This is a genomic window from Winogradskyella wichelsiae, from assembly GCF_013403925.1.
GTDB classification, from domain to species: Bacteria; Bacteroidota; Bacteroidia; order Flavobacteriales; family Flavobacteriaceae; genus Winogradskyella; species Winogradskyella wichelsiae.
Genome location: NZ_JABFDJ010000001.1, coordinates 474,236 through 488,086, shown reverse-complemented (window position 1 = coordinate 488,086; position 13,851 = coordinate 474,236). Strand labels below are relative to the sequence as shown.

Sequence of the window (13,851 nt, the reverse complement as noted above, 5' to 3'; positions counted from 1 at the left end):
GTATCTGTTTATTGAAACTAATGCTTCAAAAAAATATAGATGTCAAAGATACTAGGTATTTATAAATGAAAGAATTTGATGAATAGAAGGGTTAAAATGAATAACCAATTGCAAAATTTAAAGCAGGCTCATCAACTTTAAAGTCCCATCGTTTTCCTTCTTCTACAGAAGGATCATGAAATGGTGCTGCTAAATCAAAACGTATTACAAAACCTTGTACGTCTATTCTAAGACCAATTCCGGTTCCCATTCCTAATTCATTTATAAAGTTAGAAGTGAATTTATCTTCACCATCAAAAGTAGGATTCTCTTTAGAGTTCCATACGTTTCCGGCATCTGCAAAAATGGCTCCTTTAAAGAAAGAAAATAAAGGAAAGCGGTATTCGGCGTTAGCTTCTAATCTAATGTTTCCGGTTTGGTCAAAATAACTGCTGCTACTGTCATCGTCTGATTCTCCGTTATAAGTTCCTGGTCCTAATGAACGAATGCTAAAAGCTCTTACACTGTAAGGTCCGCCTGAGAAATATTGTTTTACGTAAGGGATAACTTCAGAGTTTCCATAGGGCAAGCCATAACCTGCAAAAAACCGTGTAGCGATGGTTTGCTCCCTATTTTTTCCGAAGTTAAGATGAAATCTAAAATCTACATCAGCCTTTGCGTACTGCGCATATTGTAAACCTAAAAAAGTATCTGATTCTCCAGATTCTCCAGACTGGCCTAAAAGGCTAATGGAATTCCCCGCAACATCTAAAGTGGTATTTAAATAAAATTGATGAGGGTCGTTGCTGTCTATCATTTCATTATAGGTAAATGAAAATGTCATTCCTGAAATAAATTGCTGATCGAAGCTTAGTTGTAAAAAAGGATTTTCATCTAATATTTCCTCAAACTCCGTTGAGGTTTTGGCGAGTTGTGTATAGTTTACAGATATTGGATTAAACTCATATGTAATATATTTATTAGCATTCCATGAGTAACCAAAAAGGCCATTTCCTGATATTAAGGTGTATAACTCACTACGACTTAAGTAACTTAAACCAAGGCTTGTTTTAGTTTTTGGAACAGAATATTCAAAGAAATCTTCATTGAATTGAATAGGGAATATGACACGTGGAAATATAAGTTCTGCTTTAAGACCTAATTCAATACTATTTAAGCCTGCATTGTCTCCGCTTCCAAATTGCGTTTCATAACCAAGATTAGTGCTAAGATTAAGCGTTTCTCCTCCTTTAAATAAATTTCTATTGCTGTAAGTTAACGCTAAGTTTGGACCTGTAAAATTGTTAGATTTGGTAACCGCTTGCAGTTCTGCACGTACAGCTCTTTTTGTTAATGGCGATAGGTATATGTTGGCTTCAAGCGCTGCTAAGCTATCGGTTAAAGAACTGTCGATTTCTTTATATTGAATGTTTACAAATTTATAAGCACCAATACTTGAAAGTCGTCTAGAGGTGTTTTTAGAAGTATTAGGATTGTATAATTCTCCTTCTTTTATGGTGATAAATTTATCGAGTCGTTTTGGGTCGAAAAATAAAGAATCTTGAAAATAATTTTTACCATTTACGCGTTCTACAGGAATTTGAGTTGAATCCGTGATTTTGTAATTAGGATAAATATTGACACTCTTTATATAATAAGGAACGGTTGATTTTTTTGGAACTTCAGCCTTTAGTTTAAGAAATAAATCAAACTTTTTATTGTCATATTGATTGGTGTCTGCTTCAAAAACGAAAAATTCTGGATTAAGATTATAATATCCTTTCTGTTTTAATGCTGCATCTATACGTTGTCTTTCTAATTTCATATTAGATAAATCGAAACGTGAAGATTTTTTAAACGGGGATTTGTCAGCAACTTTTTTTACATCTTTATAGATGGTTGAAGGCATAGAGTCTACCTGAAAATTCTCCATGGTGTAAGGTGTTGTAACTTTTAAGTTATAAGTTACGGAAGCTTCTGTTTTCTTTTCTTCAAATGAAGAACTTGCGCTACTATAAAAAAAGCCTTTGTTCTCTAGGCGGTTTTCTAAAATGTCTTCAACTTCAAAAGTTGAAACATTAGATTGATAAACGGGTTTTTCTCCTATTTGTTTATAAAGCCAGCGGTTAATAAAACCAGGCTTTTCTTTTTGCATTTTGTAATGAAAAAATAACCCAGGATGCATTCCTAAGAATTTGGAATTAGGCTCTGGACGTAAAACACTGTTTAATTCCGTTTTTAATTCTGCTAAATTATCTACATTACTGTCTGATTCAATTTCTATTTTAGCACCTGTGTACAAACGGTCTCCTTCCGGAATGTGTTTTGTTATACTACAAGAATAGACAAAGATTCCAAAGAAGAAAAATGCGATTATATGTTTTAATTTATGATTCAAAGTCTAATTCTTTTTTGTTTCAACAGCTTTATCATTTACTTCTTCATTTGCTTTCTGTTCTTCCTCTTTAGCTTTTTGTTCTGCTTCTAGTTTAGCGTCATTTTTTTGTTTTTCTTTAAAAATAGAATCCCAAAGTTCACTAAACTGATTAAATTCTTCTGTGAAAATTAACCCAATTCCACTAACAATAGTTTGTCCGTCAATAACGTTTTCAAATTCGCTTTTTCTAAAGCCTTTTAATCGATATCTACCATCTTCAGATAGAGTGTATTCTAAACTTACGTTACCAATAATTGGTGTTTCTTCGCCTGAAGCACTACTGCCTTGTAGATCAACTTCACTACCAACTCTTACTGTTAAACGATCGTTAAAAAGTTTCTTTTGAGCAGCGATATCTAATTGAGTTCTGTCTGCTGGTGAGTCTCCTTGGTAATCGGTATAACTGTCTAGTCCAAAATCTAATTCTACACCTGTGTTGCCCATTATTTTATCAGAAAATGCATTTAATTGTTCAGAGACGGCATCATTTAAGTTATCTCTAGCAATAGTTGCAAATCCGCCATCACTACCATCACTACCTGATTCTGGGTAAAAACGATTTAAGACTAATAAAGAAAACACTTGCTTGTTTAATTCGCTTTCTTGCTCATTGACTTGTTGTACTCTGGTGTAAACTTGACCTCCAATAGCGCCTTGATCTTCTTCGGGCATATCTAAACCAAATGAGATTTGAGGTTGTAATAATTCGCCTTCAATATTAAGGTAAACATTAAAAGGTAATACTTGTCTATACTTGCTTTGTACGGAAGGATCTGCACCCGAAATTTGAGAAGCCATAAGTGAGGACGCTGAGGTTTCTAAATTGTAAATAGCTCTAACATCTAGTTGGGCATCTAATGGATCTCCAGACCAAGTAACACGACTGCCTGGTGCGATTAAGAATTTTCTATTGACTAAATTATAAAGGTTAAGTTCATAATGACCATCAGTAATTTCGTAAGCACCAGAAAGTGTTATTCGACCATTAGGAACCATGGTGAAAATAAAATCGCCTTCACCTGCAGCTTTAAAATTGTCGCCTGTTTCTTCATCGAGAATTACGGTAACCGAAGCTTTTTTGCCAACCTTAATTTGCGTTGAAATATCAAAGCCTTTAATAGTAGCCGTTTGTTTTTCTGTTTGGGTTAAAATAGCATCGGGATTTTCACGATTAACGAAGGTTACCACACCGTCTCGCTCTTCAATATTTGCTACAGAAGCAGGCATTACATATTTAAGATCTGTGTCTGATCCTAAAGTAAGTTTAGCGTTTAGTTTAGGAATTTGTAAATCTCCAGTAAGTTTAGCATTAGCATCAAAAGTTACTTTGCCGTAAAAAGCTTCATTATCTTCTTTTGTGGCGTTTAATACTTGAAAATTAGTGGCTTTAACATCTAAATTAAACGTTGGGTTAATAAAACTTTCCGTTCCAACAGATCCAGAAATGACTAAATTATTATTGTTTTCATCTCGTATGGTGAAGTTTTTCATGGAAAGTCCATCATTATTCACATTTAGAGTTTCGTTAGCCATCGTAAACTTTGTATTCAGTTTAGTGGCGTTAAAGCCTGCGTTGTTAAACGTTATAGAGCCACTATATTGCGGATTAGATGTTGTGCCTGTAACTTTAAAAGCACCAGAAAAACTTCCTTCAGTATCTTTAACTTCTCCTAATGATAGCGTATTAAGCGCTTTCATTTGAAATGAATTAATATTTAAGTTAAGATCTAAATTAGCGTCATTATTAGACACGGTATAATCGCCTTTAAGGTCAAAATCAATATCACCATCTTTAAGTCCGGCGTTAAAAGCATAACTGTTATTGTCTAATGAATTTCCTTTTAAACTAAAGGTTCCTAAGTCGGTTTCTAGCATTTCGAATTTAGAAATACTTAAATCAGCAATAATCCCTGCGTTTGTAAACGGATCCTCGAGTATAAAATCTCCATTAAGTTGCCCATTAGCAATTTCAGTTTCAGGATTTAGGTAATTAAAAAACTCATCGATATCAAAATTTTCAAAGATTACGGCTATGTGCTCTTTTGTGATTTCTGAGAGTTTATCTGTTAAAGCTATAGATTGATTGTTTTTAGAAATCTTAAATTCATTAAAAGCGAGTTTATTATCACTTAAAATAGCTTCATTGTTTGATGGTATTGTCCATTGTTGACTATTAAGTAAAAGGCTATCTGGTTGTACGGTAAAAGTTAGTTTTTCTCGGTTACCAGTAATGTTAGTATTAACATTCATAATTTTCTTATCGTCATGATAACCAGAGAAATTTAATGCTAATTCATTATTAGTTTGCTGGCCTGTAATTATTGTTTTAGGCATATTTATAGGACCTGCAGTAATGTTATCAAAGCCAAAATTAAAATTGAAGTCCGTTTTGTCAGTATTCATAGCAAAGGTCAAATTATCTAAAGTGTTTCCACTATAATTAATATGAGGTGCATCTATTTTCGCTTTTAAAATTCTTGCTTTTTCATTGAAATTCATAGAAATAGCAATGGTGTCTAAATCTTGTACGTTGACCAAAAAGACATCGTTAAGTAATGGGGATTGAGAAATTTTGCCTTTAAGATCTAACTTTACAAAATCGGTAATAGTATCTGATACTTGTTCATCTCTATAAAAATAGCTTAATATATGGCGTTGTAGCGATTTGCTAAAAGTTTGTGGATTGGCATTAGATTTTAGATTGAAATCTAGCATTTTATTAGATATAGAAACCGAAGTGGTGTCTTTATTTACGTAGGCTAAAGCGTTTAACTCCCCTAAAAGATATGTTTTATTATCATAAACAATGACTCCGTTTTCTATGGTTGCAGAAGCATCGTAAAATTCACTATTGCCTTTAAAGTTAGCATCGAGCGATAGTGCTGTTTTAACATTTCGGCTCATTAAGCCTAAAGATTGTAAGTTGGCGCCAATTACATCTAATTTTATTTTTGCTTCTGGTGCTACAGAATCTAAAATCATAAACACATCTAACGTTGCATTTAAGTTGTCGTCTTTATATTTTGAACTTAAATTTCCTTCACCATTTACAATATTTCCATTAAGATTAAGATCGGTAATAGCGTAATTATTTAGCTCAAATTTTGAAACTGTCGCCTCTAAACTTGCGTTTAGATTATTTAGGTTTGTTCCGCTTCCTTTAGAATCGATGTTAAGGCTTAATGCCCCAAATTGTGCATCGTTTAATAGTTCGTTAACCTTATAATCTTCAATCGTTACTTTGGCTTCAAAAGCAATAGTATCTGCATTTTTAAAGTTACCATCAACGGTTGCAATTCCTTGTGTGGTATTTAATTTTGCTTTAGTAGAAATCGCTTCAGGATTACCATTTGCTTGCCCAATAAGTTTAATGTCTTTAGGTAAACTAATGCCTAAATCTGCTTCATTAACAAATTTTACGATATCTGTACGTGTTGTTTGCGCAGAAAAATTAGGAATGTTAAATTGAAGTGTTTCAGGGTTTGTAATATTTTGAAGTGTTCCGTTGGCAGAAATTTTGGTGGAATTTCCCCAATTAAGCTTCATGGTTGTTAAATTAATTGAAGCTAAACTTCCGGAAGCTTTCAAGATTCCTTTAAGTTGATTTTTACTTAAAGTATTGATGTATTCGTTATTTTTTAAGTCAGGTTGAAATTTTATAATTTCAGATAAAGATAAGTTGATTGAAGGCAGGTCTAAATTAACCGTTGTACTTTTAGGGTTTTCTAATAATGAAGAAAGTGAATTGTAATTTAAATCTGCATAACCTGAAACTGAATTGTTATTTAACCTAAAATCTAAATCTTCTAAATTTAAGTTTTGGTCTGAAATTTTAAGGTTGAAACCCAATTGGTTTAAATTCAATCCTGAAAATTCATTAAAATGTAGTGTTTTTAATTGAAGCCCTGCATTTCTATATTTTAAAGTAATGTCTTTAGCTTGTAAAGTAAAGTTGTTTAATGAAATAGCATTCGCATTAAAAAGATCTTTTTGAGCTATGGCATCACCTACTTTATAGTCGATTTGATTGTTTTCAAAATCTATAGATGCAATATTAATTTTAATTTGTGGCCATTCAAAAGTGGTTGGTTCTGTTTCTACTTTTATGTCTTCTGTTAAATCAGGTAGGCCATCAATTTTTGCTTCTATGTTTAAGCTTATTCTAGAATTTTTAAGTGTAATTTCTTTAAGATTAAAATCGTTATCTGCTAGATTTATAATAGGATCTTCTGTTGAGAATTCTGAAATATTTACATCAGCAATGAGACGATCAGGTTGCGATTCGTAATAAGCAACAACATTGTTTAGAGCAATTTTATCGAAAGATAACTTTGGTAAAGGGCTGTCGGTTGTTGTGGTGTCTATCGCTACAGGTTTTTGAATAAATTTAATATTAGAGTTATTCAGCTCAATATCTGAAGCTTCAAAAATCATGGCTTCTAGATTTGTCGTTTCCATGTCAGCATTCAGCTCACCAATTTTAAACCTAGAGTCAATTCCGGCAACGGCATCATCAAATACAATATCTAAATTCTTAAATTTTAAATTGCTAAGTACTAAATTGAGTGGGGTAGAAGTGGTGTCGGTTGCAACTATTGTTGTATCGGTTGTAGCAAAAGCATCTATTAAAAATTGAAAATTATAACCTTCAATACTATCTTTTCTAATCACATTAGCCCGTAAACCTTCCCAATCTAAAGCATCTACACCAATAGCTTCGCCTCTTATCATTTTAAAAAGAGGAACGTTAGCTTCTAATGATTTTGAATAGACTAAAGTGTCTCCTTTGATGTCTTCGAGATAAAGACCATCGAGTTGAACGTCTCCATCAAAAGTGATAAATAGTTTTTCTATTTCAACTTTAGTATTTGTTTTACTTGAAATATAATTAACGGCTTTTGTAACGATAATATTCTGTCCCCAAGGGCTTCTAATAAAAAGGATAACTAAAAATAAAAACACAAGAATTCCTAGCAGAATACGTAGCGTTCTGCGAAGCCAACGGAATTTTCGTTTTGTTGGGATTTGGGGTGGTGTATTTTCGGTATTATTCAACAGTCAAATATATACGGTCAAAAGTATTATAATTGTCGTTATTGCTAATAATATTAACGCTCTAGAGTTAAAAATTAACTAAAACTATTAATAACTAATATAGTTCTGTAATTTAATTCATTACTTAATATTGATGAAAAGATAAGAGATTTCGCTTAGTTATAATGTTCTGTAGATTATTAAAAGTAAAAGAGCCAAACTTGTAAGTTCGGCTCTTTTAAATATTATATGTAAGCTTTATGCAACTTGCTGTTCAAGTTTTTTTTTAGAAGTACTCACTTCAGCTTTAAAAATAGGTTTCAAAAAACGTGCTAATTGATCAAATTCAATTAAAAAAGCATCGTGTCCGTGTATAGATTTTATTTCATGAATGTTGACATTTTCTTTCTTGCCTTTTAGTTCAACAAAGGTGTTCCAGTTTTCATCAGCTTTAAAAAATAAATCAGAATTGATAGTGATGATATGAATGTCACTTTCAATTTTAGACGCGACATCTAAAAAATCATTTCGATCTCTAGTAATATCTATGGTTCTTAGAACCTGATTCATTAATTTGTATGCAGCAACCTGAAAACGATCATTTAGAGCATTACCGTGATAACTAAGCCAGGATTCAATGTTAAAAAAGGATTCGTCTTTCTTAGTACGATCAAATTTTTGTGTTAAAGATTCTGGTGTTCGGTATAACGTCATGGCATGCATTCTGGCATCTACCAATGGTTGAGAAGAGTTATTTAATAGCGCATCTTGAATATGGCAATTAGCAATAACCCAGTCTGTAGATTTCCAGTCAGTTGCAATAGGAATTAAATGTTCAATTAAACGCGGTTTTAATGCGGCTAATTCCCATGCAATTCCACCTCCAACAGAACCTCCGATGACAGCAAATAAATGTTGAATTTTTAATTCTTCTATTGCTAAGGCAAAGAGTTTTGCAATATCTCTTGCTGTGAAATCTTTATAATTTTCTATGATGTTTTCAGCTTTATTATCGTAGCCATTACCAAGAATATTAAAAGATAAAATTGTGTATTCATTAGTGTCGATACATTTATTTTCTCCGATAATATCATTCCACCAACCATTTTCTCCGATAACATTAGAGTTTCCAGTTAGCGCATGATTCACTAAAATAATAGGTGCTGTATGTAAGGGTTTACCAAAAGTTTGGTAAGACAAGTTTAGTGAAGTTGTCTTACCACTTTCGGTTGCATAGTTAGCAATTGTAATATGTTTTAGATTTATCATCGCTAGTTTTTTTTAAACCGCAAATTCTTTTACTACGGATATTTTTAAAGGTGTTTTATTTTGAAGATTGTCTTTTACAGGGCATCGTTCTTCAACTAATTGAAGCCATTTAGATAAGGTTTCAATACTTGCGTCCGTTTCAGGAATAAGATTTAAACTTATAGATTTAAATCCAGCACGTTCTTTGTTGGAGTTACCTAAAAACCGATTTGGATTTAATTCGCCAGAGACTTCTATTTTTAAATTTTTTATAGTGAAACCTAACTCTTTGGCTACTATATGCCCAATAACATTAGCACAGCCCGCAAAACCAGCTAAAATATATTCTACCGGATTTGCATCCGTATCTGTACCTCCTAAATCAGAAGGTTCGTCTACGACTAAAGTAAATTGTCTTGTTTTTCCTATAAATTTTGTAGGTGAAGCACTAGCTCCTGCTACAGAAAATTTTATATCGCTCATTTTGTTTTTTAATTTTGAAAATATTTTAATTTAAAATTGTAAAGTCATCAAAATATCACGTAAAGCACAGCTGCGAAAAATTAATTTTGCTATGTTTTTTACTGTGCTTAATGTGATAGTGACTTTTTGATTAATGCTGAAGCGCTTTTTGTTTTACAACTGCAAAAGCTTCTTTTAAATCATTTTTCAAATCTTCTATATTTTCAATTCCTACAGATAAACGAATTAAGTCTTTGGTAACTCCAGAGGTTAATTGCGCTTCATCGCTTAGTTGCTGATGTGTTGTGCTTGCAGGATGAATGATAAGAGATTTTGTGTCTCCAATATTTGCTAATAATGAGAACAATTTTGTAGTGTCAGAGATTGTTTTGGCAGCTTCGTAACCTCCGTCAACGCCAAAAGTAACAACCCCACTCTGACCTTTTGGTAAGTATTTGTCTGCTAATTTTTTGTATTTACTAGTTTCTAAACCAGGGTAGTTTACCCAATTGACTTCCGGCTGTTCTTGTAGCCATTTTGCTAATTCTAAAGCATTTTCACTATGCTTTTTAATACGTAATTCTAAAGTTTCTAAACCTTGAATGATTTGAAAGGCATTAAATGGACTTAAAGCACCACCATAATCCCGTAAGCCTTCAACTCTAATTTTTGCAATAAAAGCAGCTGCTCCAATAGCTTCGCTATAAACTAAACCATGGTAACCAGCAGATGGTTCTGTGAATTCTGGGAATTTCCCATTAGTCCAATCAAAATTGCCACTATCAATTATAATACCTCCTAATGAAGTTCCATTTCCGGTGATGTATTTTGTTAAAGAGTGAATAACAATGTCTGCCCCGTACTCAATTGGTCTAAGTAAGTAAGGTGTTGCTACAGTATTATCTACGATTAATGGAACCTTAAAAGCTTTTGCTTCTTTAGAAATAGCTTCTAAGTCTAAAACATCTAATTTTGGGTTTCCTAAGGATTCTACAAAAAAGGCTCTTGTGTTTTCTTGAGTTGCTTTTTTGAATGCTTCGGGGTCAGAAGGATCTACAAAAGTGGTTGTAATACCATGTCTAGGTAGTGTAACGCTTAATAAATTATAGGTTCCTCCATATAAACTACTCGATGCTACGATGTGATCGCCAGCTCTTAATAATGTTAGTAATGTTGTAGAAATAGCTGAGGTTCCAGAAGCTGTTGCTACTGCGCCAATTCCGCCTTCTAAAGCTGCTAAACGCTGTTCTAAAATGTCGTTGGTTGGGTTGTTTAAACGGGTGTAAATGTAACCAGGAACCGAAAGATTAAATCTCCCTGCTGCTTCATCTGAATCTTTAAAGACGTAAGATGATGTTTGGTAAATAGGAACAGCTCTTGTCCCTGAAGTTTGACTAACGTCGTGTCCTGCGTGCAACGCTTTGGTTGCGAATTTTTGTGTACTCATTTTTCTAAGTTTTTGAGTTAATAAAAGATTAAACCAAAAGCCAAATAAGCCTCATTTGTTCCTTGAGCTGAGCTGAAGGGTGAAGCATACTTAATAGAAAAATATTATAAAGAAAATGCTAATTACAGATGGGTAATTAGTCTTGAGTTATCTATCCAATATTCCGATTAATGAATCGGATTATTAAGTAGAATTTAGCACCTTCTTAGTGAATCTAAGGGTTGCTAAGGCTTCATAGGGTCATTCCCTCCACCTTTCTTGATAACATTTCAGTAAGTGTTTGAACTTTGTGAGCACAAATATTGCGATACAAAAAGCACAAATCCAAATAATTTGGCAGTTTTGTGACTTTTTTATGAAAATCTTATTAAAATGAGTTATTCTTTGCTAAATATTTAGTGTGTATGATTTCTGCTACAGGTTTGTTTTCAATTTTGCTTTCTAGCCAGGAAATAATATCAAGATATAAAAAGGCACGACGCTCGTACGGATGGTCTTCAAAAGTTTTTAAAGTTTTGTGTAATGCTTTAAACGCATTTTTAAGATCATGTGGGTAAATATCTTGTAAACCTCTAATGAATTTTATCATCTCCTTTTGCACTTCATGAAGATCATTCATTTTAATTAGAAATTTATAAGTGCTTCTTAGTAAGGTTTCTAAATGATAGTCTAAGCCTGCTTCGTAATGGGCAACAAGATTTAAAACTCTAGAAAAACAAAGCAAATCTTCTCGCATAGAAAGTGACTTGTTCGAGATGATTTTATCAAGATATTTAATGCATTCTTTGTTGTTTCCTGCTCCAAAATGTAAACTAGCAAATTTGTAATAGAAAATCATTTTATGATGCGGATCGATCTTTTCTCCGAAAGGGATTAGTTCTTTTTCTATTGTCGGAATTAGATCTAGTCCTTCTGCAAAACTCCCATCAATAAAGTGTTGATTAATTTTGTGAAAGTTAGTATATAGAAAAACTAAAGAAGCTACATTTTCGTCTTCCGGAAAACTAGATTTTTGAACAGTAGCTTCAAATTCGTTAAATTTTTCTACAAATTTTGCTTTATTGCCAATAAAAACCAAAGCTTCTAGAAGATAATTATTTCCTTTTAAAAAAAATACCGGGTTAAGGCTAATCATGCTTGGGTTTTGGTAGAATAAATCCACCCATTTTAAAGCATACTTAAAGCAGTTTAAGAAATCTTGAAGTAAAAAACTTTGCCATAAATTGGCTTTGTATAGCCATAGTTTTTCTCGAAACCCTAAATCTTCAATTTTAACTTTTGGTAGTTGTTTATTGAAATAATTGATCACCATTTTAGCTTCATCTTCATTTTTTACATAGCCTGTTTTTAGGATGTTACTATAGAGTTGAAGTGATAAATTAGATAGTTTACTAGCTATAACGTTAAGTGTGCTTAATTCTTTAGCTTGCAAAGCTAACTCATCCGCGCGTGTGCTAATACTTCTTGTAATATATTGTGATTCAATTACTTTTTCGAGTTCTACAATCTCGAAAGCTGAGTTTTTTTCTTCGTTAACAATCGCTAATTCCTTAGCTTTATCTAAGATTTTTAAACTTTGTTTATATAATCCTTTGTGATATAAAATTGAAGCGAAATCTAGTTGTTCTCTAATTTGTAATCTTATGTTTTGGTGAGAAGGGTTTAGTTTTAGGCTAATTAAGATTTGCTTGTATAAGTGTGATTTTACATTTGCAAGCTGCTGTTTTTTTACAATGCCGCTTTTTAAAATTAAAGCTTCATTATAGGCTTTAGCTTTGTCTAAGAAATTAAAAAGATTCAAAAATTTAGAATCAGAATTCACACCAAGTCGACCTACATACAGTTTAAACTGACGTTTTTCAGATTTAGTTAAAGACTTAACTAGTGCGAATAAATTATCTTTTTGGTCTTTAGTTATCAATTAAAAATAGGTTTATGTGTCTGTTTTATAGTTGTTTAAAATATATTTTAACGACTGAACATCGTAAAGTTAAACTAAGATCGGTATGTTAAAGCAAAATCAAAATATATATTCGTAAGACAATACTATAAAATATATTTTGATAAATGTCTAATAACCGTATTCAAATATTCGATACTACACTGCGAGATGGAGAACAAGTGCCAGGTTGCAAGCTTAACTCAGAACAGAAAGTAATCATTGCAAAGCAATTAGATCTGTTAGGGGTTGATGTGATTGAAGCTGGGTTTCCAGTATCTAGTCCAGGAGACTTTAAGTCTGTCGAAGCAATTTCAAAAATTGTAAAAAATGCAACAGTTTGTGGTTTAACACGTGCTGTTGAAAATGATATAAAAGTTGCTGCTGAGTCTTTAAAATATGCTAAATTACCGAGAATACATACAGGTATAGGTACGTCAGATTCTCATATTATTCATAAATTTAAATCAAACAAAGAAGCTATTATTGAGCGTGCTTTTCAAGCCGTTAAATATGCAAAGTCTTTTGTTGAGGATGTTGAGTTTTATGCAGAAGATGCAGGAAGAACTGATAACGAATATCTAGCACGGGTTTGCGAAGCTGCAATTAAAGCAGGTGCTACTGTGTTAAATATTCCTGATACTACTGGCTACTGTTTGCCAAGTGAGTATGGAGCAAAAATTAAATATCTTAAAGAAAATGTAAAAGGAATTGAGAAGGCAATATTGTCTTGTCACTGTCATAACGATCTAGGTTTAGCTACAGCAAATTCTATTGAAGGTGTTATTAGTGGAGCGCGACAAATAGAGTGTACTATTAATGGTATTGGTGAGCGCGCGGGTAATACTGCATTAGAGGAAGTGGTTATGGTATTAAAGCAGCACCCTTATCTTAATTTAGATACTAATATTAATACGTCAATGTTATATGGAATGAGTCAACTTGTTAGTGATAGCATGGGGATTTATACGCAACCAAATAAAGCGATTGTAGGTGCAAATGCTTTTGCTCACAGTTCTGGTATTCATCAAGATGGTGTGATAAAAAATAGAGAAACTTACGAGATTATTAATCCAGCAGATGTTGGTGTTACTGAGTCTGCAATTGTTTTAACAGCAAGAAGTGGAAGGGCTGCTTTGGCATACAGAGCTAAAAATGTAGGTTATGAATTAACGAAACTTCAGTTAGATGATGTGTATTCTAATTTTTTAAATTTTGCAGATCGTAAAAAAGAAATCAACGATAATGATATTCATCAAATTATAGAAACAAGTAGTGTCTATAAACAAATAATTTCAGCTTAAA

Annotated in this window: 7 protein-coding genes and 1 riboswitch; of the genes, 1 reads left to right on the top strand and 6 read right to left on the bottom strand. The window is 32.6% G+C overall.

Features of this window, described 5'->3' with window-relative positions:
- Positions 1-91: 91 nt before the first annotated feature.
- The 6 genes from tamL to HM985_RS02115 all read right to left on the bottom strand — a co-directional run bounded on the left by tamL (position 92) and on the right by HM985_RS02115 (position 12,525).
- Entirely contained in the window at positions 92-2,377 is a 2,286-nt protein-coding gene (gene tamL / locus HM985_RS02140; RefSeq protein WP_179374649.1) for a translocation and assembly module lipoprotein TamL, read from the bottom strand.
- A 3-nt stretch (positions 2,378-2,380) separates the two neighbouring features.
- A complete protein-coding gene (locus HM985_RS02135) occupies positions 2,381-7,471 on the bottom strand; it encodes a translocation/assembly module TamB domain-containing protein (RefSeq protein ID WP_179374648.1) in 5,091 nt (1,696 codons plus the stop codon).
- A gap of 237 nt (positions 7,472-7,708) precedes the next feature.
- Entirely contained in the window at positions 7,709-8,719 is a 1,011-nt protein-coding gene (locus HM985_RS02130; protein ID WP_179374647.1) for an alpha/beta fold hydrolase, read from the bottom strand.
- A gap of 12 nt (positions 8,720-8,731) precedes the next feature.
- Entirely contained in the window at positions 8,732-9,181 is a 450-nt protein-coding gene (locus HM985_RS02125) for an OsmC family protein (protein ID WP_173586399.1), read from the bottom strand.
- A 130-nt stretch (positions 9,182-9,311) separates the two neighbouring features.
- Positions 9,312-10,607: an O-acetylhomoserine aminocarboxypropyltransferase/cysteine synthase family protein gene (locus HM985_RS02120; RefSeq protein ID WP_179374646.1), complete on the bottom strand. Its 1,296-nt coding sequence runs from the start codon at positions 10,605-10,607 to the stop codon at positions 9,312-9,314.
- Between the two features lie 144 nt (positions 10,608-10,751).
- A riboswitch (SAM riboswitch) is annotated at positions 10,752-10,875 on the bottom strand.
- A 99-nt stretch (positions 10,876-10,974) separates the two neighbouring features.
- Positions 10,975-12,525 (bottom strand): hypothetical protein, encoded by a 1,551-nt coding sequence (locus tag HM985_RS02115; RefSeq protein WP_179374944.1) that lies wholly within the window; start codon positions 12,523-12,525, stop codon positions 10,975-10,977.
- A 149-nt stretch (positions 12,526-12,674) separates the two neighbouring features.
- Between HM985_RS02115 and HM985_RS02110 the strand changes: the two genes are divergently transcribed.
- Positions 12,675-13,850 (top strand): 2-isopropylmalate synthase, encoded by a 1,176-nt coding sequence (locus HM985_RS02110; RefSeq protein WP_179374645.1) that lies wholly within the window; start codon positions 12,675-12,677, stop codon positions 13,848-13,850.
- The last annotated feature ends 1 nt before the right edge of the window (position 13,851 follow it).

Bases quoted from the DNA above. Each gene is read 5' to 3' on its own strand.
- HM985_RS02110 (WP_179374645.1), top strand. From the start codon at position 12,675: ATGTCTAATAACCGTATTCAAATATTCGATACTACACTGCGAGATGGA.
- HM985_RS02125 (WP_173586399.1), bottom strand. From the start codon at position 9,181: ATGAGCGATATAAAATTTTCTGTAGCAGGAGCTAGTGCTTCACCTACA.
- HM985_RS02130 (WP_179374647.1), bottom strand. From the start codon at position 8,719: ATGATAAATCTAAAACATATTACAATTGCTAACTATGCAACCGAAAGT.
- HM985_RS02120 (WP_179374646.1), bottom strand. From the start codon at position 10,607: ATGAGTACACAAAAATTCGCAACCAAAGCGTTGCACGCAGGACACGAC.